The organism is Rhodoferax sp. GW821-FHT09E07 (genome assembly GCF_059416145.1).
The window spans coordinates 159,746-185,893 of record NZ_JBWKOP010000008.1; the positions used below are offsets into that span (position 1 = coordinate 159,746).

A 26,148-nucleotide genomic window follows, 5' to 3' on the forward strand; every position below is an offset into this window, starting at 1 on the left:
ACGGGGGCCAACGGCCATTTTCTTATAAATTCTGCGCTGGCAGCCGCATCGGTACATAGGCAATGCCGCGCGTTTGCACCTCGGGTTCTGTGGCCACAAAACCCAGGCGCTGGTAGACCGGCAGGGCGAATGGCGTGGAGTTCACGGTAAAGCCCCCCGTGTTGCCATGAACCAACGCACGCTGCTGCGCATGGGCCCACAGGCGGGCCGCAAAACCCCGGCGCTGGAACGCGGTGTCTACAAACAGATGGAACAGGTGCTGACCATCCCGCACGGCAACCACACCGGCAAGCTGCCCCTGGCATTCCCCCACGCTGTAATCGAACGCATCGGATGCGATGTAGCCTGCAATCGCCGCTGGCGACACGGTTTGCAGAAACGGCGCCGTGGCGGCCTGCGCCGGGTCCAGCAAAAAGTGGTGCGCCAGCCCCTGCACCAGGCGACTGATGGCTGGCGCGTCATCGGTCTGTGCCGGGCGAATATGCAGGTCTATGGCCCGCACCACTCAGGGTTGTGCCAGTGCCCAGCGCACGGCATCCTGCATGCTGGGCAGGGTCACCGTGGCCGCGCTGAAATCATGACCGGCCGACATCTCGGTGGGAATGGCTACACAGGCCAGGCCCGCAGCGATGGCGGCGGCCACACCGTGCTCGGTGTCCTCAAACGCCACCGCCTCGTGGGCCTGCAGGCCCATGCGCTGCAAGGCCAGCAAATAGCAGTCCGGCGCGGGCTTGCTATGCACCACGTCGTCAGCGGACACCACGGTCTCAAACGCGGCAGCCAGGTCATGCGAACGCAGCGTCGCGCTGATGGCATAGCCGCGCGCGCCGGTGACCACGCCCATACGCAAGTCCGCAGCCTGCAGCTGGGCAATCGACTCCCGCACACCTGGCATCAGCGGAAAGGCATGGGCTTGCAAATAGGCCTGGGCGCTCTCGTTCTTCAGGCGGGCTAGCACCTCGGGCAATTCTTTGACACCAAAGCGCTCCACCAGGTCCACCGCGTTGGCATCGGTCGGCACACCGGCGTAAAAATCCTTGTACTGCGCCAGCGTCAACGCAAAGCCGTAGGGCGCCAGCACCTGGTTCCACAAGGCAAAGTGTTGGCCCTCGGATTCCACCAAGGTCCCGTCGTGGTCAAACAAAACCGCTGCAAAGCGCATGAAGGTCCAATGAAAAAGAGGAAAAAAAGGATTAACGGCGCAGTGCCCACCACTGGCTGGTGGCGGCAGCCACCACCAGCGCGGCGTAGCTGGCCATCTTGCCGTCGCGCCCCAACAGCCACAAGCCCACGGCCAGCGCCAGCACGCCCGCTACTGAATTGATAGCTGCTTGCACAGTACGGCTGCGGGCTAGCGCCTGTTTTCCGTAGAAAATGGGTGCCAAAAAGGCCAACAGGCACCCTACTGCCAAGGCCGGTGCTACAAAATTCAGCAGGTGGTTGAACAGGTCGAAAAGGCCCATGGTGGTCGGCGCAAAGGCCAATTGGGGCCTCGCAAGTGGAGAGCAAGGGCTCGATTTTATAATCGGGGTCTAAACATATGGCAGTCTGGGCATTAGGCATCAACCACACCACCGCACCGCTGGATATGCGGGGCCGGTTTGCGTTCGCCATGGACCAGATCGCACCGCAGCTCCACGGCCTGCGCCAGAGCATGGCGCGCCCGCCCGAGGCCGCCATTGTCTCCACCTGCAACCGCACCGAGATCTACTGCGCCGGCGACGAGGCCGCACTGGACCATACGCTGGCCTGGCTCGCAGAAAGCGGGGGCGTCACGGCCAATGAGCTGCGTGCCCACACCTACCGCCTGGAAGACGGCCAGGCCGCGCGCCACGCCTTCCGCGTGGCCAGTGGGCTGGACTCCATGGTGCTGGGTGAGCCGCAAATCCTGGGCCAGCTCAAAGACGCCGTGCGCGCCGCGGACGAAGCCGGAGCCCTGGGCACCACGCTTTCCCAACTGTTCCAGCGCTCGTTCGCCGTCGCCAAGGAAGTGCGCACCTCCACCGAGATTGGCGCCCACAGCATCAGCATGGCAGCCGCTGCGGTGCGCCTCGCCGGCAACCTGTTCGAAGACCTGGCCCAAGTGAAGGTGCTGTTTGTGGGTGCGGGCGAGATGATCGAGCTGTGCGCCACACACTTTGCCGCCAAGAATCCCAAAGCCGTCGCGATTGCCAACCGCACGCTGGAGCGCGGCGAGAAGCTGGCAAGCCGCTTTGGCGGCGAGGTAATGCGCCTGGCCGACCTGCCCGAGCGCCTGCACGAATTTGACGCCGTCATCAGCTGCACCGCCAGCACCCTGCCGATCATCGGCCTGGGTGCCGTGGAGCGGGCCATCAAGAAACGCAAACATCGCCCGATGTTCATGGTGGACCTGGCCGTGCCGCGCGATATCGAACCCGAGGTGAAGGCGCTGGGGGATGTGTACCTCTACACCGTGGACGACCTGGCCAGCGTGGTGCAAACTGCCCAAGCCAGCCGACAGGCGGCCGTGGCCCAGGCCGAGGCGATTGTGGACGCTGGCGTGCAGAGCTTCATGCACTGGGTGGACCAGCGCCGTGCCGTGCCGCTGATCCAGCAGCTCAATGCCCAGGCCGACGAATGGCGAACCGCAGAATTGGCGCGTGCGCGCAAGCTGCTGGCCAAGGGCGAGGATGTGGACACGGTCCTCGAAGCCCTGTCCAAGGGACTGACGCAAAAAATGCTGCACGGCGCCATGGCCGAGCTGCACGCCGGCGATGCCGCCGCGCGCGAACGCGCCAGCAACGCGATCTCGCACTTCTTCCTGCGCAACAGCCGTTAGCGACGCTGCCCCAGCGCAGCCCTGCCCTTGGCGCGTGTCGGGGGCCTTCCCCAATTTTCCGTTTGAGTAGTGCCATGAAACCGTTTTTGCGCCAACAACTTGCCCGCTATGCTGACCGCCTGGGAGAGCTGGAATTTCTGCTGTCCCGCGAGGACATCATGAAAGACATGGAGCAGTTCCTCAAGCTTTCTCGCGAGCACACCGACGTGGCCGCGGTGGCAACCCGCTGGGCCCGCTACCAGCAGCGCGAGGCCGACCTGGCCAGCGCGCAGGATATGAAATCCGACCCCGACATGGCGGAGATGGCCGAGGAAGAAATCACCAGCGCGACGGCCGAACTGACCCAGCTGGAAACCGAGCTGCAACGCATGCTGCTGCCCAAGGACCCGGACGACGCACGCCCCGCGTTTGTGGAAATCCGCGCCGGCACCGGCGGGGACGAATCCGCCTTGTTTGCCGGCGACCTGCTGCGCATGTACATGCGCTACGCCGACCGCTGCGGCTGGAAAAGTGAAATCGTCAGCGAGTCGCCCAGTGAATTGGGCGGCTACAAGGAAGTGGTGGTGCGCATGGAGGGTTACCACAAAGGCACCGGCGCGTATGGCGCGCTGAAGTTTGAATCCGGCGGCCACCGTGTGCAGCGCGTGCCCGCCACCGAAACGCAAGGCCGCATCCACACCAGCGCCTGCACGATTGCCGTACTGGCCGAGCAGGACGAGGCCGAGGCCATCAAGATCAACCCCTCGGACCTGCGCATCGATACCTACCGCGCCAGCGGCGCCGGTGGCCAGCACATCAACAAGACCGACTCAGCGGTGCGCATCACCCACATCCCCACCGGCATCGTCGCCGAATGCCAGGACGGCCGCAGCCAGCACAGCAACAAGGCGCAGGCGCTGAAAGTGCTGACCGCCCGCATCCACGAAAAAGACCGCGCTGAGCGCGCAGCCAAGGACGCCGCTGAGCGCAAGAGCCTGGTGGGCAGCGGCGACCGCAGCGACCGCATTCGCACCTACAACTTCCCGCAGGGCCGCCTGACCGACCACCGCATCAACCTCACGCTGTACAAGCTGCTGACCATCATGGAAGGCGACCTGGACGACGTGGTGGAGCCCCTGCAGGCCTATGAGGCCGCAGAGCAACTGGCGGCGCTGGAGAAGGGGCTGAATTAGGCCATGGCACCGCAGACTGTGACCGGTGCTTTGGCACAGCTCCACGCTCTGGGGCTTGATCGACTCGACGCCCAGCTGCTGGTACTGCACGTGGCAGGCCGCACGGCCCACGACCGTGCCTGGCTGTTAACCCATGACACCGATACGCTAACCGCTTCCGCACAACACAATTTAGCGATGCTTGCGCAACGACGCCTGCAGGGTGAGCCTGTGGCCTATCTGACAGGCCGCAAGGCGTTTTACGGGATGGATCTGCAGGTGGATGCGCGGGTGCTGGTACCCCGGCCGGATACGGAGACACTGGTGGACTGGGCGCTGGAAGTGCTAGCGCCCACCCCCGCGGCCACCGTGATCGACCTGGGCACCGGCAGCGGCGCGATCGCACTGGCTCTGAAACACACCCGGCCTTCGCTTCGGGTACAAGCCGTGGACTACAGCCACGATGCCCTGGCAGTGGCCCAGGCCAATGCGCAAAACCTGGGCCTGGAGGTGGCTTTTACCCATGGTTCCTGGCTGTCGGGTGTGGACGGGGCATTCCACGCCATCGTGTCCAACCCCCCCTACATCCGCGAAGACGACGAGCACATGCCGGCCCTGCGCCACGAGCCACGAGCGGCGCTGACCGCCGGCGCCGATGGACTGGACGACATACGCACCATCATCGACCAGGCACGCAAGAGGCTGCATCCGGACGGTTGGCTATTGCTGGAACACGGCTACGACCAGGCGCCCGCTGTGCGGGCATTGCTGATGGCGGCCGGTTTCACCGAAGTGCAAAGCCGCCGGGATCTGGCGGGGATAGAGCGATGCAGTGGCGGAAATTGCCCCTACCCCCCGTATTAATTGCCCGAGAAGCTCTCTTTTTTATAGCAACCACAAGATTCACCCCATGTCTGCCAGCCCCGCCTGCCCCCAATGCACTTTGGAAAACACCTATCCCGACGGCAGCAATTTCGTGTGCGCCGACTGCGGCTTTGAATGGCCCCAAGCAGAGGCCGCCGGTACCGACGATGAAGCCGACACCATCGTGAAAGACGCGAACGGCCAGGTGCTGCAAGACGGCGATGCGGTGGTGCTGATCAAGGACCTCAAGGTCAAAGGCAGCTCCACCGTGTTGAAGATGGGCACCAAGGTCAAAAGCATCCGGCTGGTGGGCGGTGACCACGAGGTGGACTGCAAGATGGACGGCGGCAGCTTTATGCTGAAAGCCTGCTTCTTGAAGAAGGCCTGAAGCCGCACACCGCCAGCGCCTGATCAGGCGGCTTCAGTCTCCAGTGCACCGGCCTGCACCAGCCCCAGGCGGTTCACACCGCTGATGAGTGCCTGGACGGAGGCGGTGACGATATTGGTGTCCATGCCCACGCCAAAGCGCTCGGCGCCACCGTGGGCGGACACCAGCTCCAGGAAGGCGCAGGCCTGGGCCTCGCCACCGTCGGTGCTGGCCTTGGTGGAGCGCTCCTCGAAGCTGCGTACTTGCACCTTGACGCCCATGCCCTGCAACGCATGCACGGCAGCATCGATGGGGCCATTGCCCTCGCCGCTGAGCAGCATGGGCTGGCCGTTCACCTCCACGCCGATGCGGATGCCCTGCACGTGCTTGCCTCCGGTCTGGCCGGGGTGGTCGAACAGGTGGTGCTCCATGTAGCGCACCGCTGCGCCGGGCTTATTCAGGTAGGTCACATCAAACAGGTCCCAGATGGCCTGGGCGGTCATCTCGCCGCCGTGGGTGTCGGTGTACGTCTGGACCTCGCCCGAGAACTCCACCTGCAGGCGGCGCGGCATCACCACACCAAACTCGGCCTCCATGAGGTAGGCCACGCCGCCCTTGCCGCTCTGGCTGTTCACGCGGATGACCGAGTCATAGCTGCGGCCCAGGTCGGCCGGGTCAATCGGCATGTAGGGCACGTTCCACAACGCATCAGCACCCGCCGCGTCCTGCGCAGCAAAGCCCTTTTTGATCGCGTCCTGGTGCGAGCCGCTGAAAGCGGTGAACACGAGGTCACCCACATAGGGGTGGCGCGGGTGGATGGGTAACTGGTTGCAGTGCTCCACGGTGCGAGCCACGGCGTTGATGTCGGAAAAATCCAGCCCGGGCGCAATGCCCTGGGTGTACATATTGAGCGCCAGCGTCACCACGTCCACGTTGCCAGTGCGCTCGCCGTTGCCAAACAGGCAGCCTTCTACGCGATCGGCGCCGGCCATCAGGCCCAGCTCGGCCGCGGCCACGCCGGTGCCGCGGTCGTTGTGTGGGTGCAGGCTCAGGATCACGCTGTCACGGCGCGCCAGGTTGCGGTGCATCCACTCGATCTGGTCGGCATAGACATTGGGCGTTGCCAGTTCCACCGTGGTGGGCAGGTTGAGGATGACCTTGTTGGTCGGCGTGGCATCCCACTCAGCGGTCACGGCGTTGCAAACTTCCAGCGCAAACTCCAGCTCGGTGCCGGTGAAGGTCTCCGGGCTGTACTCCAGCACCCATTCGGTCTCGGGCTGCTGGGCGGCCAATTCCTTGACCAGGCGCACGGCGCTCACCGCCATCTCCACGACCTCGGCCTTGGTCATGCCAAACACGATGTCGCGAAAAGGTTTGGACGTGGCGTTGTAGACGTGGACGATGGCACGACGCGCACCCTTGAGCGACTCCATGGTGCGGCGCACCAGGTGCTCCCGGGCCTGGGTAAGCACCTCGATGGTCACGTCGTCGGGGATGTGCCCGTCGGTGATGAGCGTGCGCACAAAGTCAAAGTCGGTTTGCGAGGCGCTGGGGAACGCGACCTCAATTTCTTTGAACCCCACCTGGCACAGGGTGCGGAACATACGCATCTTGCGCTCGGCGTTCATGGGTTCGAAGAGCGACTGGTTGCCGTCCCGCAGGTCGGTGCTCATCCAGATGGGCGCCGCGGTGATGGTGCGGCCGGGCCACTGCCGGTCTGGCAGGTTGACCGGGGTGAAGGCGCGGTACTTGGTGGCGGGGTTGCTCAACATGGCTTACATCTCCTCTGGGACGGACACAGGTTTAAGTTCCTTGTATCGTAGGCCCGCAGGGGAAGCAGCCGATTGCGAATCTGCGCTCGCAATGCCACCAATGAAGTTGAATATGCCGAATTTATTTAAATATCAGCAATATTCAACTTACCAATGGATAAATCAGGCAATCAATGGTGATGACCGTGGGCACCGTGCACGTGACCGTGGGCGATTTCTTCTTCGCTGGCGGCGCGCACGTCCAGTACCTTCACCGCAAAGCGCAGTGTCTTGCCGGCGTGGGGGTGGTTGCCGTCCAAGTGCACCACGGGGCCTTTGATCTTCACCACCGAGAAAACAATGGTGTTGCCGTCTTCCGCGCGGCCTTCCAGCTGACCGCCCACTTTCACGCCGGGGGGGAACTGGGTTTTGGGGATGGTCTGCAGCAGGGCTTCGTTGTACTCGCCAAAGGCGTCGGCGGGTTGCAGTTCAATGGTGGCCGCAAAGCCCACGCCCTGGCCTTCCAGCGCTTCCTCGATCTTAGGGAAGGTGTTGCCATAGCCGCCGTGCAGGTAGGAAATGGGCTCCTGGCTTTGGTCCAGCAGTTTGCCGGTGGTGTCGGAGACTTTGAATTGCAGCGTGACTGCGGTGTTTTTGGTGATGTTCATGGCCCGTATTATCCGAAAAAGCCCTGCCCGCCGCGCGCCTTGTGCGCCGCCCCACGCACCAGGGCCGGTGAAGGTGAAATAATCGAGGGAATCTATTCTCAGGAAACTGCACCATGAGCGACGCACAGCAACGCATTGACGAACTCGTCAAATCCAACGACATCCTGCTCTTCATGAAGGGCACGGCCAGCTTTCCCCAATGCGGCTTCTCCGGCCGTGCCATCCAGATCCTCAAGGCCTGCGGTGTGGACACCAAGACCGTGAAGACGGTGAACGTGCTGGAAGACGACGGAATCCGCCAGGGCATCAAGGAATACAGCAGCTGGCCCACCATTCCCCAGCTCTACGTCAAGGGCGAGTTCATTGGCGGCTCGGACATCATGATGGAGATGTATGAGAACGGTGAACTGCAACAGGTCATCACAGGTTCTGCGGCCTGATTTTCTCGGCGCTGAGCAAACGAGCCACCTTCGGGTGGCTTTTTTGTTTCTTTTTTCGCCCGCTGCAGGCCCGAGGTGAGTGCCGCCGCTCATGTCCCCCGGCCTTTGGCCTCCTCCTTGACTTCGCTTTGGCACTCACCCCTGACCTGCGGCTTGATAGCTGAGCGTAAGCGAGCACTGCCCGTGTGGTTCAGGTGGGTTGGGTGTTCTGCACAGTGAGGTCAAGGAGGAGGCCCCTCACGGGCCGGGGGACACGAACGGAGCAGAGCACCCAACCCACCTGAACCCGAAAAAACCGTCCCTAATAAGGCTGTTCCAAAGCTTTGAGCTGGCACACCCCATGCTTTAATGAACACGTGGTTTGTTGATACAAGGAGTGCCCTATGGATTCCCGCAGTCTTGTTCCCCATGCCCCCGGCTTTCGCCTGCCGATCGCCAATATGCGCAACGTCTTCGCGCCCGACGACGTGGAACGCAAGCTGGCCAAACTCCCGGACCGCGAATACGAAAACCTGCGCAGCACCTACCAACGCATGCTGGAGCGTGGCCCCGAACGCTTCCAGGTCAAACCCTCCGGCATCCCTGACATGGGCGAGCTGTACGCCCAATTGCCCAACTTCGCCGAGGTGCTCGACGACGTCAAACGCCACGTCGCCCTGAGCCACGACTGCCGCGATGGCTTGGAAGTCACCCCCATCCTGCTCTTGGGCAACCCCGGCATTGGTAAAACCCACTTTGCCAAGAAGCTCGCGCACCTGCTGGGCACCGGCATGAACCTGGTGCCCATGAGCTCCATGACGGCGGGCTGGCTGCTGTCGGGCTCTTCATCCCAATGGAAAGGCGCCAAGCCCGGCAAAGTATTTGAGACCCTGGTGGACGGCCAGTACGCCAACCCCGTGATCGTGGTGGACGAAATCGACAAGGCCGCTTGCGACGCCCAATACGACCCACTGGGGGCGCTCTACAGCCTGCTGGAGCACGACACGGCGGGCAGCTTTACCGACGAATTTGCCGAAGTGCCCATCGACGCCAGCCAGGTCATCTGGATCACCACGGCCAACGATGCGCGCGCCATTCCGGACCCCATTCTGAATCGCATGAATGTGTTTGAGATTGACCCGCCCACGCCAGAGCAGGCCCGCGCGATTGCGCACAATTTGTACCAAAGCATTCGCGGTGAGCACGATTGGGGCCGCCACTTTGGCGCCGAGCCGCACAGCGATGTGCTGGACCAACTGGCCGAACTCGCGCCCCGGGAAATGCGCCGCGCATTGATGACCGGGTTTGGCAATGCGCGCCTAGCGGGTCGCGAAGAAATCCGCACGGACGATCTGCCCAAGGCCAACACGGGCAAAAGCAAGATCGGCTTTTTGCAATAGGCCGCCCGGTACTACTTAACCGGTGAACTCCCAAAGGCGTTTGGCGCCCAACACTGCGTTGGGGTAAGGCGCCTTGCCGCGCGAGCCGTTATAGCGTCCGAGCGCCATGAACACATCGCCACGCTCGCGGTCCAGGTAATGGCGCAGGATCACACAACCAAAGCGGAGGTTGGTCCCCATGTGGAACAGCTTGCCCGCGTCGCCATCGCCAATCACGCGCGTCCAGAACGGCATGACCTGCATGTAGCCCCGCGCGCCGACGCTGCTCACGGCAAATTTGCGGAAATTGCTTTCCACTTGGATCAGACCCAGCACCAGGGACACATCCAGCCCCGCGCGCTTGCTCTCGTACCAGACAGTCTGCAAAAAGTCCTTGCGGGTCTGCCAGTCGGGTTTCTTCTTCTTGAGGCGCTCGCTCATGGCGCCCAGCCAGCGCAGGTACTTGAGGCGCGCCTCGGTATCCGCAAACACAGGCTCCGGCGGCGCAGTGTTGGCAATGGCCGCGCTCAGCGCGGTGCGGACCGCATCGGCCAGGGGCTCTTCCACCTGCGCACCGGCCTGCGCCTGCTCTGCAAATGAGAGCGCACCACACAGCACCAGCAAGCGCTGCAGGCCAATTCGCCTTGAAACCCGTGGCTCGGCCTGGCCTGGCGTCATGCCTTCAGGCGTGACAGCAGCAGGCCCGCAATCTCCGCCACAGGCACCTTGGTCGCCTCGGCATCACGGCGGTGCTGGTACTCCACCACGCCTTCCTTGAGCGCACGGTCGCCAATCGTCACGCGGTGCGGCACGCCAATCAGTTCCCAGTCGGCAAACATGGCACCGGGGCGCTCGTTGCGATCGTCCAGGATCACGTCCACGCCCGCCGCCAATAGCTCGGCATACAGCGTGTCGGCCGCGGCCTTGACGTCGGCAAAACGGTCGGGGCTGATGGGGCAGAGCACCACAGTAAACGGCGCCAGCGCGTCGGGCCAGATGATGCCCTTGTCATCGTGGTTTTGTTCGATGGCTGCGGCCGGCAGGCGCGTGATGCCGATGCCGTAGCAGCCCATTTCCATGAACTGTGGCTTGCCGTTTTCGCCGAGGAAGGTGGCGTTCATGGCCTTGCTGTACTTGGTACCCAGGTAGAACACATGGCCCACCTCGATGCCGCGCTCAATCGCGAGCACGCCCTTGCCATCGGGCGATGCATCGCCCGCCACCACATTGCGGAGGTCAGCCACCAGATCGGGCTCGGGCATATCACGGTCCCAGTTGACGCCGCTCAAGTGGTAGTCCACCTCGTTGGCGCCGCAGACCATGTCCGCCATCAAGGCCACTTCGCGGTCTGCAATCACTTTGAGCGGCTTCTTCAAACCCACGGGCCCCAGATAGCCGGGCTCACAACCAAAGTGCTCATCAATTTCAGCGAGCGTGGCAAAGCGGAAGTCGGCCAAACCTGGAAGCTTGCCCACCTTGACCTCGTTCATGCTGCGGTCTCCGCGGATCAGCAGCAGCCAGACTTGGGACTTCAGCACCGCGCCCTTGTCGTCACGCACATCCGTGGCCACCACCAGCGACTTGAGCGACTGCTCCAGCGGCAGATTCAAATACACGGCCACGTCTTCGCAGGTGCTCTTGCCCGGTGTTGCTACTTTTTTCATAGCAGCTTGCGCAGCAGCTCTGGGGGCTGTAGGCGCTAAAGCCTCCGCTTTCTCCATATTGGCCGCGTATTCGCTGTCCGGGCAGTAGACAATGGCGTCTTCGCCCGTTGCGGCAATCACCTGGAACTCTTCGGAGAGATCTCCACCAATGGCGCCGCTGTCCGCCGCCACCGCGCGGTAGCGCAGGCCAAAGCGGTCAAAAATCTTGCGGTAGGCGCTGGCCATGACCTGGTAGCTGGCCTTGGCGGCGTCCTGGTCGCGGTCAAAGCTGTAGGCGTCCTTCATGATGAACTCGCGCCCGCGCATCAGGCCAAAGCGGGGGCGGCGTTCGTCGCGGAACTTGGTCTGGATCTGGTACAGGTTCTTGGGCAGCTGCTTGTAGCTCTTGATCTCCTGGCGCGCGATGTCGGTTACCACCTCTTCGCTGGTCGGCTGGATGACAAAGTCACGATCATGCCGGTCCTTGATGCGCAGCAGCTCAGGGCCCATCTTGTCAAAACGGCCGGTCTCCTGCCACAGCTCGGCGGGTTGCACCACGGGCATGGTGCACTCCACGGCGCCCGCGCGGTTCATTTCCTCGCGCACGATGGCCTCCACCTTGCGGATCACGCGCAGGCCCATGGGCATGTAGGTGTAAATGCCGGCGCCCAGCTTCTTGATCATGCCGGCCCGCATCATGAGCTTGTGGCTGGCCACCTCGGCGTCTGCGGGCGCTTCTTTGAGGGTGGAGATAAGGAATTGGGAGGCTTTCATGAAGGAACTCGCTGACGACGGAGGCGTTCTGCTCTTGATGCACCGCATTCGCTGTGCATAATGAACGAAGTTTAAAAATTGGGGTTTGATTATGCTTGACCGGGACGGATTTCGGCCCAATGTCGGCATCGTCCTGCTCAACCAGAAAAATCAGGTATTTTGGGGCAAGCGCATACGTACCCATTCGTGGCAGTTTCCGCAGGGCGGCATTGACCGGGGCGAAACTCCCGAGCAGGCCATGTTCCGCGAATTGCACGAGGAAGTGGGGCTCCAGCCGGAGCACGTGAGCATCGTTGCCCGTACCCGAGACTGGTTGCGCTACGAGGTGCCAGACCGCTATATCCGGCGGGATGCGCGGGGCCACTACAAGGGCCAGAAACAGATCTGGTTCCTGCTCCAGCTGGTAGGGCACGACTGGGATCTGAACCTGCGCGCCACCGACCATCCCGAGTTCGATGCCTGGCGCTGGAACGACTACTGGGTGCCGCTGGACGCCGTCGTCGAATTCAAGCGCGGCGTCTATGAAATGGCGCTGACTGAACTCGCGCGCTACCTGCCGCGGCACGAGCCGCGCAACCGCTTTTTGCGTCACGGCCACCGGTCGCGGGACATGGATGAATCCGCCCCCGAACACCACACGCCCCCGGCCATGGAGTTGCCTCCTGGCGCTTCTTTTGAACCCGACCCCGGCACCAATTTGCCTACCCACCATGACTAAGGTTTCTCTTTGCACGCTGGCCGCCCTGTTGCTGGCCATGGGGTCGTCATGGGCGCAGGTCGGAAACGGTATCGATAACCCGGATTGGGCAGAGGAGGCCGCACCGCCGCCGCCCGCTTTTTCCAAAGACCGCGCGATCGCACTCGACATGCCATCCTATGTGTCGGTAAAAGTGGGGGTCGATCCGCAAACCATTGTGGTGGGAACAGACGGTGTGGTGCGCTACGTGGCCGTGATGACCAATGCGACTGGCACCATGAACGCATCGTTTGAGGGAATTCGTTGCGCCAGCGGCCAATTCAAGACCTATGCGCGCTACAGCGCATCTGGCACATGGTCTACCGTCTCAGACCCGCAGTGGCGCGACATTTCCGACAACCTGCCGTCCAAACATACGCAAGTGTTTGCGCGTCAGGCAGCCTGCGATGCACAGGTCACCAACCGCAAGGACATCATCGTCAAGGCGCTACAAGGCATCAAAACTGAGCGCACAAGCAAAAGTGGCCGGCTACAGGTAGACGACTAAGCTGACGTCTTAACGCGTCAGCACCAGGTTGTCCCGGTGCAGCATTTCCGGCTCCGCGGCATACCCCAGCAGGCGCTCAAACTCTGAGGACGCCTTGCGGCACAGCAAGCGCGCCTCGGAGCTGGAGTAATTGGCCAAGCCACGTGCGATCTCTTGTCCCGCATCGTCGCGCACGGCGATCACATCGCCCCGCGAAAACTCGCCGTCCACCTGAACCATGCCAATCGGCAACAAGCTCTTACCTTCGTCACGCACCTTGGTAGCGGCGCCTGCGTCCACCACCACGGCGCCCCGCAGTTGCAGATGGTCCGCCATCCATTGCTTGCGGGCTTGGCTTTTCCGGGTTTGGGCGATCAACAAGGTGCCAATCGCGTCCCCCTGCGTCAGGCGAATCAACGCGTCCGTCTCGCGCCCCCACGCAATCACCGTAGAAGCACCCGAGCCTGCAGCACGTTTGGCCGCCAGGATTTTGGTCAGCATGCCTCCACGGCCAATACTGGAACCTGCACCACCCGCCATCAGCTCCAGCGCGGGGTCGCCGGCCTTGGCTTCGTGCACAAACTCTGCAGCCGGGTCTTTGCGCGGGTCGGCGGTGTACAGGCCTTTTTGATCCGTAAGGATCACCAATGCATCGGCCTCGACCAGGTTGGCCACCAAGGCGCCCAGGGTGTCGTTGTCGCCGAACTTGATTTCGTCGTTGACCACCGTGTCGTTTTCATTGATCACGGGTACCACGCCCAGCTTCAGCAACGTCAGCAAGGTGGACCGGGCGTTCAGGTAGCGCTCACGGTCGGCCAAATCCGCATGGGTCAGCAAAACCTGGGCACTACCCAGGCCGTTCGCGCGCAACTTGGTCTCGTACATCTGGGCTAGACCCATCTGGCCCACAGCGGCAGCAGCTTGCAGTTCGTGGATGGCCTTGGGGCGGGTCGCCCAGCCCAGACGCTTCATGCCTTCGGCAATCGCGCCACTGGACACCATGATGACTTCACGTCCATCGCGGATCAGGTGAGCCAATTGGCGGCACCATTCGCCAATGGCCTGCTCGTCCAAACCGCGCCCCTCGTTGGTCACCAGGCTGGAGCCGACCTTTACCACCACACGCCGAGCGTCACGCAGCACCGAAGAACTGAACTTTTGGGTCATTTTGGCCTGTAGCCCCCGAATTGACTGCGCGAGCAGCTACGAAATTGATAGTGAATTAAGACGCTGGTGTGTCGGACGAATCCACGGAGCCGGCCGTGAAGCGGGGGTCCACTTCCACATGCGGCTGCTCTGCCAATTGCTGGGCTTTGACATGCTTGTAGATTTCCTTGATCAAAGGCTCGCAGCCTTCGCGCGTCAAGGCAGAAATTTCAAACACTGGGCCCTTGAACTTGTAACGTTTAACAAAGTCTTTGATCACAGCTGCGCGCTCGTCTTCGGCCACCATGTCCAGCTTGTTGAGCACAAGCCAGCGCGGCTTCTTGTAGAGGTTCTCGTCGTACTTCTTCAGCTCGTTGACGATGGCCTTGGCCTGCGCCACAGTGTCCACACCTTCGTCAAACGGCGCAATGTCCACAATATGCAGCAGCAAACGGGTGCGCTGCAAATGGCGCAAGAACTGGTGACCTAGACCGGCACCTTCGGCCGCACCCTCGATCAGCCCCGGCAAGTCGGCCACCACAAAGCTCTGCTCCGGCCCCACACGGACCACACCCAGATTGGGGTGCAGGGTGGTAAATGGGTAGTCCGCGATGCGGGGGCGTGCGTTGGAAACGGCCGAAATGAAGGTGGACTTGCCCGCGTTGGGCATGCCCAAGAGGCCCACATCGGCCAACACCTTGAGTTCGAGCTTGAGGTTGCGCTTCTCCCCGGGCCAGCCCGGCGTCTTTTGGCGCGGCGCACGGTTGATTGCGCTTTTGAAGCGCATATTGCCGAAGCCGCCGTCGCCCCCCTTGGCAATCGTGATCACTTCGCCTGGAACCAGCAGCTCGAACAGCACTTCGCCCGTCTCGGCATCGCTGATGATGGTACCGACCGGCATTTTGAGGGTGATGTCGTCGCCCGCAGCGCCGAACATGTCCGAACCCATGCCGTGCTCACCACGCTTGGCGTCATAGCGGCGCGCAAAGCGGTAGTCCACCAGCGTGTTGAGGTTGATGTCCGCGACAGCGTAGACATGACCACCACGGCCACCGTCTCCGCCATTGGGGCCACCGAATTCCTTGTACTTCTCGTGCCGGAAGGAGACGCAGCCAGCGCCACCGTCTCCTGCGGAGATATCAATGTAGGCTTCGTCAACAAACTTCATGGCAAGTACCGAGGTTAGAAATGAAAAACCCCGCGCAAAGGGCGCAGGGTTTCTCGGGGGAGCATGGGCAGATTACGCTGCAGTCACGCTCACGGTGTGCTTGTTCAGCGCGCCCTTGACGGCGAACGACACGTGGCCGTCAACCAAGGCAAACAGGGTGTGGTCCACACCCATACCGACGTTGTCGCCAGCATGGAACTTGGTACCACGTTGGCGCACGATGATGGAGCCAGCGCTGATCAACTCACCGCCGAAGGCTTTCACACCGAGCATCTTGGGCTTGGAATCGCGCCCGTTTCGCGTAGAGCCGCCGCCTTTTTTCTGTGCCATGACCTGTGCCCCTTATGCGGAAATCGCGCCGATTTGCAGCTCTGTGAACTGCTGGCGATGCCCTTGACGTTTCTGGTAGTGCTTACGACGACGCATTTTGAAAATGCGGACTTTGTCGTGCTTGCCATGAGAAATTACTGTGACCGTAACGGTCGCACCGGACACCAAGGGTGTGCCAACCTTCAGTTCGGCGCCGTTTCCGACTGCCAGAACCTGGTCGATCACGATCTCTTGGCCTACGTCCGCAGCAATCTGTTCTACTTTAATTTTTTCGCCAGCAGCAACGCGATATTGCTTGCCGCCGGTTTTTATGACCGCGTACATGTTGACCTCTTCGACTAGGAATCCTGCAAAAGAATTTTCGCAGAGCCTTGGAGTATACCATTTTGGCGAATTTGTCCAACCCCAAGCCCACAAGCGCCCAAACCGCGGTGATGGCCTTCCTATAATGCGGGGATAACAAACCGGTCATTGCCTTGCAAGTCACTACTCCCGGCTCATCGACGGGGCTCTCCATCGTCGAACAGGACATGCGCCATGTGGACAGGGTCATTGCCCAGAGGTTGGACTCTGGTGTGCCTCTGGTTGGCAGCGTTTCCCAATACATCATTGCGGCGGGCGGCAAGCGCCTGCGCCCCGCTTTGCTACTGCTGTGCTGCGGCGCCTTGGGTTACCAGGGCGAGCAACGCTACAACCTGGCTGCGGTAGTGGAGTTTATTCACACCGCCACGCTGCTGCACGATGACGTCGTAGACGACTCCGCCCTGCGCCGCGGCCATGCCACCGCCAACGCCAAATTTGGCAACCCAGCCAGCGTTCTGGTCGGTGACTTCTTGTATTCCCGCGCCTTCCAGATGATGGTGGAAGCCCAGAGCATGCGCATCATGCAGGTACTGGCGGACGCCACCAATGTGATTGCCGAGGGTGAAGTGCTGCAGTTGATGAACATGCACAACGCCGCCCTGGATGAAGCCGGCTACTTACAGGTCATCCGCTCCAAAACCGCCAAGCTGTTCGAAGCCAGCGCCCGCGTAGGCGCCATTCTGTCAGGCGCCAGTACATCTCACGAAGACGCCTGCGCAGAATTCGGACAAGCCTTGGGCACTGCATTCCAGGTGATTGACGACGTGCTGGACTACACCGGGGACGCCACTGTCATGGGCAAAAACCTGGGTGACGATCTGCGGGAAGGCAAAACCACACTTCCACTGATTGCGGCCATGCAGCGCGGCACGGCGTCTGAACGTCTGACCATCCAAACAGCGATCGAAACCGGCGAATTGGGCATGCTGGACCAGGTCATCGCGATCGTCAAAAAGACGGGCGCCTTGGACGTGGCACGCGAGGCCGCCCGTGCCGAAGCACAACGCGCCATTGCGGCAGCACAGCGGCTGCCCGCCTCGGCGCACACCGACTGTTTGCTACAATTGGCAACCCAATTGCTAGAGCGAAATCACTGATTTCGCGGGCCCATGGAGCCCACACCACGGGGTGTAGCTTAGCCTGGTAGAGCGCTACGTTCGGGACGTAGAGGCCGGAAGTTCGAATCTTCTCACCCCGACCAAACATCTCTTTCTCGACATGGTCGGCACTCTCGTGCCGCGCCCGCCCCTCAGTCGGTCTTCGCCCCTCCCTCAAACCAGCGTTTGATCACATCGCGCTCTGCGTCCGTGATGTTGGTGGCGTTGTTCATGGGCATGATCTTGGTAACCACGGCTTGCTGGTACACCGCTTGCGCATGGGCTGAAACGCCTTGGGGAGAATCGAGGCGCACGTTCTTCATCTGCACCGCCTCGCCGTGGCACATGTAGCAGCGCTGCGCCAAGATGGGCTGCAGCTCCTTATAGCCAATCGTGCCTGCAGCCCCCGTATCTACCGCAGAAGTCGCTCCTGAATTAGGAGCAATTTCTGCGGGTGGTGCGGGTTTCAGCCAGACGATGGCGCCAAGGATGACTGCCACGCCCACGACTGCATAAGGCCAGGGATGGCCGTTTCGGCCCAGCTTGAAGCCGTGGCGCAGCACAAAGAACTGGCGAATCGCGGCGCCCGCAAACATCATGACGATAAGTACCAGCCAGTTTTGCGGGTGGCTGTAGGTGAAGCTGTAATGGTTGCTCAGCATGGCAAACAGCACGGGGAGCGTGAAGTAAGTGTTATGCACACTGCGCTGTTTGCCACGCCAGCCATGGATGGGGTCCACCGGCTGTCCGGCCTTGATGCTGGCGACCATCTTGCGCTGGCCGGGAATGATCCAGTGCGCCACGTTGGCGGTCATGGTCGTGGCCAGCATGGCCCCCATCAACAGGAAGGCGGCACGCCCGGCAAACCAGTGGCAGGCCAGCCAGGATGCGATGCACACCAGAATGGCCACGCCCAGCCCCACGATGGCATCACCATTTTTGCGTCGGCCAAACACGCGGCAAATCCCGTCATAGGCCAGCCAGAACGCCACCAGGAACCCGATGGCCACGGCAATCGCCGCATGCGGGTGCCAGTTCATGACCGATTTGTCGATCAGGTAGGTCCCCGCGTTCCAGAGGTAAGACACCGTAAACAGGGTGAAGCCGGTCAACCAGGTGCTGTAGCTTTCCCAATAAAACCAGTGCAGGTTTCCGGGCAGCTTGGGCGGGGCACCGGCGAATTTGACCGGGTGGTAGAAGCCACCGCCGTGCACGGCCCAGAGCTCGCCGCTCACGCCTTGTTTCTTCAGGTCTTCGTCTTCTGGCGGCGTGAGGCTGCTGTCCAAAAAAACGAAGTAGAACGAAGAGCCGATCCAGGCGATCGCGGTGATGACATGCACCCAGCGCAACAGCAGGTTGGCCCAGTCGAGTAAATAGCTTTCCATGCGGGAGTTCTCCTAATGTGAGGTCACTTGCAAGAGTTGGGCCGCCACGGCCACCGCGATCACCTCGGGGCGCTTGTCGGCAATCCCGGGCACACCGATCGGGCTGGTGACGTGGTCTAACTCGGTGTCAGTAAAGCCGCGCGCCAGCAGGCGTTTGCGGAAGGTGGCCCATTTGGTGCGGCTGCCGATCAGGCCAATGTAGGGCAGGTCGCCCTGCGTGCGCTGGCGCGCCAGGCAGGCGGCCACGATGTCCAGGTCTTCGGCGTGGCTGAAGCTCATGACCAGCACACAGGACTGCGGCGCCAGCGTGGCCACCGCGCCCTGCACCGGGTCGGAGTGTTCGCAGTGCACGGTTTCGGGCACTTGGTCGGGGAATATTTCGTCACGGCTGTCGATCCAGCGGATATCCATCGGCAAATGGCCCAGCACCTGCACCAGCGCCCGGCCTACGTGGCCACCGCCAAACAAAGCCACCGGCGAGTGGGGCGGGCGCAGCCGCTGTAGCAGCGCGGGCACATCGGAGACGCCTACACGTTCATAGTGCAGGTACACCTCGCCACCGCAGCACTGACCGAGGCTGGGGCCCAGCGCGTAGCGCGCGGCATGCGGCGCAGGCACCGGGTTTTGCAACAACATGTTGCGGGCGTGTGCCAAAGCATCCAGCTCCAGCCGGCCGCCCCCCACAGTGCCCAGCAGACCCTGGGCGTGCACTGCCATCCAGGCGCCGGCCTCGCGCGGCACCGATCCGCGGCTGGACTGCACGCTGACCAGCACCGCATCCCGTTGGTGCAGCAGATCGGCGAGGGACCGCAGGGCGTTCACAAACGGATACCTTTGCCGCGAACGCCCACACAATCGGGGCCATAATTTGTCCCACAGCACGCGGGCACAGACCCGACCGGAGACACATGATGAATTTGAGCAGCATCGCGCACGCGCCCTGTTGGAAGCGCGGTACCTGGTTGGCCTGGAGCGCAGGACTCGCCCTTGCCGGCCTGGTAGCTGGCTGCGCCACCAAGCGCGAAGCCCCAGCCGCCGCGGCGCCCACGCCGCCACCGGCTGCGCCCGTGGTCATCGTGCCGCCGCCCCAAGACATTCCCTTGTTGGCTTCGCAAGCCCTTTCGCCGCGTGACTACCGCCGAGACGCTGCCACCCATCTCTACGCCCGCAACACCGACCGCATCTGGGCGGGCAAACTGCCGCCCCTGCTCTACGCAGTGGGCGTGCTGCAAGTGGACATTGACCGCCGGGGTTATGTGACCGACATTCGCTGGATGCGCGCGCCCACCCAGGCGCCTGAGGTGATGGCCGAGATTGAACGCTCGGTGCGCATGGCTGCCCCCTTCCCTGCCCCGGTGCGCATGGGCAAGGTGACCTACACGGACACCTGGCTGTGGCACAAGAGTGGGCGTTTTCAACTCGATACCTTGACTGAAGGCCAGCTCTAACCCTGGCTCAGGAGCCCCGGTAGGTGGAGTAGCTCCAGGGGCTGACCAAGAGCGGCACATGGTAGTGCTGGTCCACATGGGCCACGCCAAAGTCCAGGCTCACCTGGTTCAGAAAATTGGGTTCGGGCAGGGCCACGTTGCGGCCCTTGAAGTAGCCCGCTACATCAAAAACCAGCCGATAAGTGCCCTGTTTCAGGCTCGCGTTGTCGTACAGCGGACCGTCGGGGTTGCGGCCATCCGCGTTCAGCACAAAGCGTTTCACCAGCGTCGCAGTGTCACCCTGCGGACCGGTCTGTGTGGTGTACAGCGCCACCGACATGCCCGCAGCGGGCGTGCCGTGCATGGTGTCCAGTACGTGTGTGCTCAAGCCCATGGCGCTGCCCTTTCGCTGCAAAATCCAAAGTGTATACACTTTTCGGCATTCTCGGTATCATGGCCGCATGGAGCCCACCACCACCAGTTTCATCGTCGAGGCGATCACGCGCTCCATCGTCGAACACCGGTTGCAACCAGGCGCGAAGCTGGGGGAACAAAAACTGGCCGACCAGTTCGGCGTCTCCCGCACACTGATCCGCCAGGCCCTCTTCCAGCTTTCGCAAAACCGGCTCATCCGCATGGAGCCCGCGCGCGGTGCTTTTGTCTCCGCTCCCTCGGTAGCGGAAGCGCGCCAGGTGTTTGCTGTGCGCCGCATGCTCGAAGCGGGCATGCTCCGTGCATTCATTGCGCAGATAACCCCCCACAATATCCAGGCGCTGCGTGCCCACATCGTTCAAGAGCAACAAGCCGTCCGCGAGGGCAATGTCTCCAGCCGTACCGAGCTGCTGGGCGACTTCCACGTGCGCCTGGCCCAGCTCATGGGCAACGAGGTACTGGCCTTGCTGCTGATGGACTTGCTCTCGCGCTGCGCGCTGATCACGCTGATGTACCAGTCCAGCGCCGCGGCCGAGCATTCGCACGAAGAACACACCGCCATCGTGGACGCCATCGAAGCGCGCGACGAAGCACTGGCTCTGCGCCTGATGGACGAACACCTGCAACACGTGGAAGCCGCCTTGACCCTTACCCCTGCCGACACTCCATGACCACCTACGACAGCACCCAACCCTACCCCCGTGACCTGATTGGCTATGGCGAACACGTGCCCCACGCGCAGTGGCCGGGCCAGGCCCGTGTGGCCGTGCAGTTCGTCCTCAACTACGAAGAAGGCGGCGAAAACAGCGTGCTGCATGGCGACGCGGGCTCTGAACAATTCCTCTCCGAGATGTTCAACCCTGCGAGCTACCCGGAGCGCCACATCAGCATGGAAGGCATCTACGAGTACGGCTCGCGCGCCGGCGTGTGGCGCATCCTGCGCGAGTTCGAGAAGCGTGGCCTGCCGCTCACCGTGTTTGGCGTGGGCATGGCGCTGGAGCGCCACCCCGAGCTGACACGCCGCCTGGTGGAGCTGGGCCACGAGATTGCCTGCCACGGCCACCGCTGGATCCACTACCAAAACATCGACGAAGCCACCGAGCGCGAACACATGCAGCTGGGCATGGCGGCGATTGAAAAGCTCACCGGCCAGCGCGCGCTGGGCTGGTACACAGGCCGCGACAGCCCGCGCACGCGCCGCCTGGTGGCCGACTATGGCGGCTTTGCGTACGACAGCGACTACTACGGCGACGACCTGCCCTTTTGGATGAAGGTGCAAAAAACCGACGGCAGCGTGGTGCCCCAGCTCATCGTTCCTTACACGCTGGACTGCAATGACATGCGCTTCGCCCTGCCCCAGGGTTATTCGCATGCCGATCCGTTTTTCCAGTACCTCAAAGATACGTTTGACGCGCTCTATGCCGAAGGCGACGAGCGTCCGAGCATGATGAGCATCGGCATGCACTGCCGCCTGCTGGGCCGTCCCGGCCGTATCACGGCGCTGCAGCGTTTTCTGGACCACATCGGCCAGCATGAACGCGTGTGGGTGGCGCGGCGCATTGATATTGCGCGGCACTGGAAAGCCGTCCACCCCTACCAAGGTTGAACGCCATGGCCACACCCCTGACCCTGGACCAACTCAACCGCGCGACGCTGGACGAGGCGGCTGCGCTGCTGGACGGCCTCTACGAACATTCGCCCTGGATTGCGCGTGCCGCACTCGCCAAGCGTCCCTTTGTTTCGCTGGCCCAGCTCAAATACGCCATGGTGCTGGAAGTGGCCAATGGCGGGCGCGATGCGCAGCTGGCGCTGTTGCGCGCCCACCCCGAGCTGGCGGGCAAAGCCATGGTGGACAAAAGCCTGACCGCCGAGAGCACCAACGAGCAAAGCAAGGCGGGCCTCACGCACTGCACGCCCGCTGAGTTCGACAAGATCCAGCAGCTCAACGCACAGTACAACGCGCGCTTTGGTTTCCCCTTCATCCTGGCCGTGCGCGGCCCGCGTGGTACCGGACTCAGCAAGGCCGAGATCATCGCTACGCTGGAGCGTCGCGTGCAGGGCCATCCCGAGTTCGAGCTGGCCGAGTGCCTGCGCAATGTGCACCGCATTGCCGAGATCCGCCTCAACGACAAGTTTGGCTATCTGCCCACCCAGGGCCACCAGGTGTGGGACTGGCAGGAGGCACTGGCCCAGCACACCGACCCCGGCTACGCCGAACTGGGCCAGCTCACCGTCACCTACCTGACCGACGCGCACCGCGCCTGCGCCCGCCAGATCCAGGCCGACATGCTGGCCTCAGGTTGCGACAGCGCCACCATCGACGCCGTCGGCAATGTGGTGGGACGCTACGAAAGTGATAGCTGGTCGCGCAATGGCGACGAGGGCCAGGGGCCTAAAACATCTAAAACTCTGCTGACGGGCAGCCATTTTGATACCGTGCGCAACGGCGGCAAGTACGACGGGCGTCTGGGCATCTATGTGCCGCTGGCTTGCGTGCAAGCGCTCAAGACGCAAGGCAAGCGCCTGCCTTACGCGCTGGAGTTGGTGGGTTTTGCCGAAGAGGAAGGCCAGCGCTACAAGGCCACCTTCCTGGGCTCAGGTGCGCTGACTGGCGACTTTGACCCAGCCTGGCTAGACCAGGTGGACGCGAACGGCATTGCCATGCGCGACGCCATGGCCCATGCCGGGCTGGACGTGAACGCCATCCCCGCCATCCGCCGCAATCCCGCCGACTACCAGGGCTTTGTGGAAGTGCACATCGAACAGGGCCCGGTGCTCAACGCACTGGACATTCCGCTGGGCGTGGTCACCTCCATCAACGCCAGCGTGCGCTATGTGGGCGAGGTTATCGGCATGGCCAGCCACGCCGGCACCACGCCCATGGACCAGCGGCGCGATGCCGCCGCGGCGGTGGCCGAGCTGATTCTGCTGGTGGAACAACGCGCCGCGCGCGATGGCGACTCGGTGGGCACCGTGGGCATCCTCAACGTGCCCAATGGCTCCATCAATGTGATCCCCGGGCGCTGCCAGTTTTCGCTGGACCTGCGTGCGCCGTCCGACGCGCAGCGCGATGCGCTGGATGCCGATGTACGCGCCGGACTGCAAGCCCTGTGCGAACGCCGCGGCGTGCACTTCACGCTCACGCAAACCATGCAAGCCAGCGCCGCGCCTAGTGCACCGGCATGGCAGCAGCGATGGGAACAGGCAGTCACTGCCCTGGGCGTGCCCCTGCACCGCATGCCCAGCGGCGCGGGCCACGACGCCATGAAGCTGCACACCGTCATGCCACAGGCCATGCTGTTTGTGCGAGGCCTGAACTCCGGCATCAGCCACAACCCGCTGGAATCCAGCACCAGCGACGACATGCAACTTGCCGTCGACGCCTTCTCCCATTTGCTCGGCCAACTGGCTCAAGAACACGGAAACCCATGACCACCCATTACGACCAACTCGACGCCTGGATTGACACGCACTTTGACGAACAGGTGCGTTTTCTGCAGGAACTGGTGCGCGTGCCCACCGACACGCCGCCGGGCAACAATGCACCGCACGCCGAGCGCACCGCCGAACTGCTGGCCGCTATGGGCATTGCTGCCGAAAAGCATGCCGTGCCGGCTGCGGAGGTCACCGCAGCCGGCATGCAAAGCATCACCAACCTGGTGGTGCACCGCGCCTATGGCCCCGGCCCCACCATCGGCCTCAACGCGCATGGCGACGTGGTACCTCCCGGTGAGGGCTGGACACATGACCCTTACGGTGGCGAGATTGCCGACGGCAACATGTACGGCCGCGCCACCGCCGTGAGCAAGAGCGACTTTTCCAGCTACACCTTTGCCGTGCGCGCACTTGAATCGTTGGGCCTGCCGCTCAAGGGCGCCATCGACCTGCTGTTCACTTACGACGAAGAATTTGGCGGCGAACTGGGCCCCGGCTGGTTGCTGGAAAAAGGGCTCACCAAGCCCGACCTGCTACTGGCCGCGGGCTTCTCTTACCAAGTCATCACCGCGCACAACGGCTGTTTACAGATGGAAGTGACCGTGCACGGCAAGATGGCCCACGCCGCCATTCCCGAGTCGGGCGTAGACGCGCTGCAAGGCGCGGTGCACATCCTTAACGCGCTCTACGCACAGAACAGGCTGTACAAACAGGTCACGTCCGGCGTTGAAGGCATCACCCACCCCTACCTGAACGTGGGCCGCATCGAAGGCGGCACCAACACCAATGTGGTCCCCGGCAAGGTGGTGCTCAAGCTGGACCGCCGCATGATCCCCGAAGAAAACCCTGCTGAAGTGGAAACCAGCATCCGCCAAGTGATTGCCGATGCGGCCGCCCAAGTGCCCGGTATCACGGTCGACATTAGGCGCTTGCTGCTCGCCCGCTCCATGCAGCCGCTGCCGGGCAACAAGCCTTTGGTGGACGCGCTGCAAAAGCACGGGGAAACCCTGTTTGGCGAACCTATTCCTGCCATGGGCACACCGTTGTACACCGATGTGCGCCTGTTCGCCGAGCGCGGCATTCCGGGTGTGATCTATGGTGCGGGCCCGCGCACGGTGCTGGAGTCGCACGCCAAGCGCGCCGACGAGCGTGTGCGCCTGGACGACCTGCGCAAGGCCACCAAGGTAGTGGCGCGCACACTTCTGGATTTATTGCACCCCTGAAAGTACCCTGCGCCCCAAATTTGGGCATTCTTCTTGCTTTTCTGTTCTCATCTGACAACCTGTAGGAGTTCCCATGCACAAGCGCCAGTTTCTTCACGCCATCGCCTTCGCCGCAACCACACTGGCCGCCGGTGCTGCGCTGGCCCAAACCACGCCGATCAAGTTCCAGCTCGACTGGCGCTTTGAAGGTCCCGCGGCCCTGTTCCTCACCCCCGCTGCCAAAGGCTATTTCAAGGACGCCAAGCTCGACGTCACCATCGATGCGGGCAACGGCTCCGGCGGCGCTGTGACGCGCGTGGCCTCGGGTGCCTACGACATGGGCTTTGCGGACCTGGCAGCGCTCATGGAGTTTCACGCGAACAACGCCGATGCGCCCAACAAGCCTGTAGCCATCATGATGGTCTACAACGACACGCCCGCCTCGGTCATGGCGCTCAAGAAGTCCGGCATCAAGACGCCCGCCGACCTGAACGGAAAGAAACTGGGCGCACCCGTGTTTGACGCAGGCCGCCGCGCCTTCCCGATCTTTGCCAAGGCCAACAAGATCAGCGGTGTGCAATGGACTGCCATGGACCCCCCGCTACGTGAAACCATGCTCGCCCGCGGTGATGTGGACGCCATCACGGGCTTCACCTTCACTTCTCTCCTGAATCTGGAAGCGCGCGGCGTGAAGGCCGAGGATGTCGTCGTGCTGCCCTACCCCGAATACGGTGTGAAGCTCTATGGCAACGCGATCATCGCTTCGCCCAAATTCCTCAAAGAAAACCCCGCTGCGGTGAAAGCCTTCCTGGCCGCGTTCGCCAAGGGCGTGAAGGACGTGATCGGCAACCCCGCCGCCGCCATCAACGACGTGAAGGCGCGTGACGGCATCATCAACACCGAACTCGAAACCCGCCGACTGCAGCTGGCCATCGACACCGCGATCAACAGCGCCAATGCGCGCGCCGAAGGGTTTGGACAGATCAGCGCGCCCCGTCTATCGCTCATGGCCTCGCAAGTGTCCGACGCCTTCAACACCAAGAGCCGGGTGAACCCCGATGTGGTATGGAATGGCAGCTTCTTGCCCTCCAAGGCCGAGCTCAACGTGCTGCCCAAAAAGTAAG

The 26,148-nt window shown here is 62.6% G+C and carries 29 protein-coding genes and 1 tRNA gene; 16 read left to right on the plus strand and 14 right to left on the minus strand.

The window, feature by feature from the left end:
* Positions 1-22: 22 nt before the first annotated feature.
* From AC07OE_RS16855 to AC07OE_RS16865, 3 genes are read right to left on the minus strand one after another with little or no spacing between them, the layout of a single operon-like run.
* The gene (locus AC07OE_RS16855; protein ID WP_495071735.1) at positions 23-502 is read right to left on the minus strand and encodes a GNAT family N-acetyltransferase; all 480 of its coding nucleotides are present in this window, start codon (positions 500-502) and stop codon (positions 23-25) included.
* Positions 503-505: 3 nt separating this feature from the next.
* A complete protein-coding gene (locus AC07OE_RS16860; protein WP_495071736.1) occupies positions 506-1,162 on the minus strand; it encodes an HAD family hydrolase in 657 nt (218 codons plus the stop codon).
* A 31-nt stretch (positions 1,163-1,193) separates the two neighbouring features.
* Positions 1,194-1,463 carry a hypothetical protein gene (locus AC07OE_RS16865; RefSeq protein WP_495071737.1) on the minus strand — a complete coding sequence of 90 codons (270 nt, stop codon included), beginning with the start codon at positions 1,461-1,463 and terminating at the stop codon, positions 1,194-1,196.
* 77 nt (positions 1,464-1,540) lie between these two features.
* Here AC07OE_RS16865 and hemA point away from each other — a divergent pair, with 77 nt between their 5' ends.
* From hemA to AC07OE_RS16885, 4 genes are all read left to right on the plus strand, one after another.
* The gene (gene hemA / locus AC07OE_RS16870; RefSeq protein WP_495071738.1) at positions 1,541-2,800 is read left to right on the plus strand and encodes a glutamyl-tRNA reductase; all 1,260 of its coding nucleotides are present in this window, start codon (positions 1,541-1,543) and stop codon (positions 2,798-2,800) included.
* 74 nt (positions 2,801-2,874) lie between these two features.
* On the plus strand, positions 2,875-3,972 hold the full coding sequence (gene prfA, locus AC07OE_RS16875) for a peptide chain release factor 1 (RefSeq protein WP_495071739.1): 1,098 nt from the start codon (positions 2,875-2,877) through the stop codon (positions 3,970-3,972).
* 3 nt (positions 3,973-3,975) lie between these two features.
* Positions 3,976-4,815 (plus strand): peptide chain release factor N(5)-glutamine methyltransferase, encoded by an 840-nt coding sequence (prmC, locus tag AC07OE_RS16880; protein WP_495071740.1) that lies wholly within the window; start codon positions 3,976-3,978, stop codon positions 4,813-4,815.
* A gap of 46 nt (positions 4,816-4,861) precedes the next feature.
* Complete coding sequence (locus AC07OE_RS16885) at positions 4,862-5,203, plus strand: zinc ribbon domain-containing protein YjdM (protein ID WP_495071741.1); 342 nt, start codon at positions 4,862-4,864, stop codon at positions 5,201-5,203.
* Between the two features lie 23 nt (positions 5,204-5,226).
* Here the strand turns inward: AC07OE_RS16885 and leuA are convergent, their stop codons facing one another.
* Both leuA and AC07OE_RS16895 read right to left on the minus strand, forming a co-directional pair.
* The gene (gene leuA, locus AC07OE_RS16890) at positions 5,227-6,954 is read right to left on the minus strand and encodes a 2-isopropylmalate synthase (protein WP_495071742.1); all 1,728 of its coding nucleotides are present in this window, start codon (positions 6,952-6,954) and stop codon (positions 5,227-5,229) included.
* A 170-nt stretch (positions 6,955-7,124) separates the two neighbouring features.
* The gene (locus AC07OE_RS16895; RefSeq protein WP_495071743.1) at positions 7,125-7,601 is read right to left on the minus strand and encodes an FKBP-type peptidyl-prolyl cis-trans isomerase; all 477 of its coding nucleotides are present in this window, start codon (positions 7,599-7,601) and stop codon (positions 7,125-7,127) included.
* A 113-nt stretch (positions 7,602-7,714) separates the two neighbouring features.
* Between AC07OE_RS16895 and grxD the strand changes: the two genes are divergently transcribed.
* Together grxD and AC07OE_RS16905 are read left to right on the plus strand one after the other, a co-directional pair.
* A complete protein-coding gene (gene grxD, locus AC07OE_RS16900) occupies positions 7,715-8,041 on the plus strand; it encodes a Grx4 family monothiol glutaredoxin (RefSeq protein ID WP_495071744.1) in 327 nt (108 codons plus the stop codon).
* Between the two features lie 383 nt (positions 8,042-8,424).
* Positions 8,425-9,420: an AAA family ATPase gene (locus tag AC07OE_RS16905; RefSeq protein WP_495071745.1), complete on the plus strand. Its 996-nt coding sequence runs from the start codon at positions 8,425-8,427 to the stop codon at positions 9,418-9,420.
* A gap of 15 nt (positions 9,421-9,435) precedes the next feature.
* Here the strand turns inward: AC07OE_RS16905 and AC07OE_RS16910 are convergent, their stop codons facing one another.
* Together AC07OE_RS16910 and AC07OE_RS16915 are read right to left on the minus strand one after the other, a co-directional pair.
* Entirely contained in the window at positions 9,436-10,077 is a 642-nt protein-coding gene (locus tag AC07OE_RS16910; RefSeq protein ID WP_495071746.1) for a lytic transglycosylase domain-containing protein, read from the minus strand.
* Complete coding sequence (locus AC07OE_RS16915; RefSeq protein WP_495071747.1) at positions 10,074-11,816, minus strand: proline--tRNA ligase; 1,743 nt, start codon at positions 11,814-11,816, stop codon at positions 10,074-10,076. The genes AC07OE_RS16910 and AC07OE_RS16915 overlap by 4 nt, the downstream gene beginning before the upstream one ends.
* Positions 11,817-11,907: 91 nt before the next feature.
* On the opposite strand from AC07OE_RS16915, the gene AC07OE_RS16920 reads away from it, so the two are divergent.
* Entirely contained in the window at positions 11,908-12,534 is a 627-nt protein-coding gene (locus AC07OE_RS16920; protein ID WP_495071909.1) for an RNA pyrophosphohydrolase, read from the plus strand.
* Positions 12,527-13,060, plus strand: a complete 534-nt coding sequence (locus AC07OE_RS16925; protein ID WP_495071748.1) for a CNP1-like family protein — start codon at positions 12,527-12,529, stop codon at positions 13,058-13,060. Before AC07OE_RS16920 ends, AC07OE_RS16925 begins: the two co-directional genes overlap by 8 nt.
* Before the next feature lie 9 nt (positions 13,061-13,069).
* Here the strand turns inward: AC07OE_RS16925 and proB are convergent, their stop codons facing one another.
* The 4 genes from proB to rplU all read right to left on the minus strand — a co-directional run bounded on the left by proB (position 13,070) and on the right by rplU (position 16,007).
* Positions 13,070-14,206: a glutamate 5-kinase gene (gene proB / locus AC07OE_RS16930; protein WP_495071749.1), complete on the minus strand. Its 1,137-nt coding sequence runs from the start codon at positions 14,204-14,206 to the stop codon at positions 13,070-13,072.
* Between the two features lie 55 nt (positions 14,207-14,261).
* Entirely contained in the window at positions 14,262-15,353 is a 1,092-nt protein-coding gene (gene cgtA / locus AC07OE_RS16935) for an Obg family GTPase CgtA (protein ID WP_495071750.1), read from the minus strand.
* Between the two features lie 72 nt (positions 15,354-15,425).
* Positions 15,426-15,683 (minus strand): 50S ribosomal protein L27, encoded by a 258-nt coding sequence (gene rpmA / locus AC07OE_RS16940; protein ID WP_094482564.1) that lies wholly within the window; start codon positions 15,681-15,683, stop codon positions 15,426-15,428.
* A gap of 12 nt (positions 15,684-15,695) precedes the next feature.
* The gene (gene rplU / locus AC07OE_RS16945; protein WP_495071751.1) at positions 15,696-16,007 is read right to left on the minus strand and encodes a 50S ribosomal protein L21; all 312 of its coding nucleotides are present in this window, start codon (positions 16,005-16,007) and stop codon (positions 15,696-15,698) included.
* A 206-nt stretch (positions 16,008-16,213) separates the two neighbouring features.
* Between rplU and AC07OE_RS16950 the strand changes: the two genes are divergently transcribed.
* Both AC07OE_RS16950 and AC07OE_RS16955 read left to right on the plus strand, forming a co-directional pair.
* Complete coding sequence (locus AC07OE_RS16950) at positions 16,214-17,143, plus strand: polyprenyl synthetase family protein (RefSeq protein ID WP_495071910.1); 930 nt, start codon at positions 16,214-16,216, stop codon at positions 17,141-17,143.
* A gap of 27 nt (positions 17,144-17,170) precedes the next feature.
* Positions 17,171-17,247 (plus strand) — tRNA-Pro (locus AC07OE_RS16955).
* A gap of 48 nt (positions 17,248-17,295) precedes the next feature.
* On the opposite strand, the gene AC07OE_RS16960 is transcribed toward AC07OE_RS16955, so the two are convergent.
* Positions 17,296-18,528, minus strand: a complete 1,233-nt coding sequence (locus AC07OE_RS16960; protein WP_495071752.1) for a urate hydroxylase PuuD — start codon at positions 18,526-18,528, stop codon at positions 17,296-17,298.
* A 12-nt stretch (positions 18,529-18,540) separates the two neighbouring features.
* Complete coding sequence (xdhC, locus tag AC07OE_RS16965; RefSeq protein WP_495071753.1) at positions 18,541-19,350, minus strand: xanthine dehydrogenase accessory protein XdhC; 810 nt, start codon at positions 19,348-19,350, stop codon at positions 18,541-18,543.
* An 89-nt stretch (positions 19,351-19,439) separates the two neighbouring features.
* On the opposite strand from xdhC, the gene AC07OE_RS16970 reads away from it, so the two are divergent.
* Positions 19,440-19,976, plus strand: coding sequence for a hypothetical protein (locus AC07OE_RS16970; protein WP_495071754.1), 537 nt, complete (start codon positions 19,440-19,442; stop codon positions 19,974-19,976).
* A gap of 7 nt (positions 19,977-19,983) precedes the next feature.
* Here AC07OE_RS16970 and uraH read toward each other — a convergent pair whose 3' ends face one another.
* Positions 19,984-20,349, minus strand: a complete 366-nt coding sequence (gene uraH / locus AC07OE_RS16975) for a hydroxyisourate hydrolase (protein WP_495071755.1) — start codon at positions 20,347-20,349, stop codon at positions 19,984-19,986.
* Between the two features lie 67 nt (positions 20,350-20,416).
* On the opposite strand from uraH, the gene AC07OE_RS16980 reads away from it, so the two are divergent.
* The 5 genes from AC07OE_RS16980 (at position 20,417) to AC07OE_RS17000 (ending at position 26,147) form a co-directional block, all read left to right on the plus strand.
* Positions 20,417-21,058, plus strand: a complete 642-nt coding sequence (locus AC07OE_RS16980; RefSeq protein ID WP_495071756.1) for a GntR family transcriptional regulator — start codon at positions 20,417-20,419, stop codon at positions 21,056-21,058.
* Positions 21,055-21,993, plus strand: coding sequence for an allantoinase PuuE (gene puuE, locus AC07OE_RS16985; protein WP_495071757.1), 939 nt, complete (start codon positions 21,055-21,057; stop codon positions 21,991-21,993). The genes AC07OE_RS16980 and puuE overlap by 4 nt, the downstream gene beginning before the upstream one ends.
* 5 nt (positions 21,994-21,998) lie before the next feature.
* Positions 21,999-23,819: a 2-oxo-4-hydroxy-4-carboxy-5-ureidoimidazoline decarboxylase gene (uraD, locus tag AC07OE_RS16990; protein WP_495071758.1), complete on the plus strand. Its 1,821-nt coding sequence runs from the start codon at positions 21,999-22,001 to the stop codon at positions 23,817-23,819.
* Positions 23,816-25,045, plus strand: coding sequence for a M20 family metallopeptidase (locus tag AC07OE_RS16995; RefSeq protein WP_495071759.1), 1,230 nt, complete (start codon positions 23,816-23,818; stop codon positions 25,043-25,045). The genes uraD and AC07OE_RS16995 overlap by 4 nt, the downstream gene beginning before the upstream one ends.
* Positions 25,046-25,118: 73 nt before the next feature.
* On the plus strand, positions 25,119-26,147 hold the full coding sequence (locus tag AC07OE_RS17000) for an ABC transporter substrate-binding protein (protein ID WP_495071760.1): 1,029 nt from the start codon (positions 25,119-25,121) through the stop codon (positions 26,145-26,147).
* Position 26,148 lies beyond the last annotated feature (1 nt).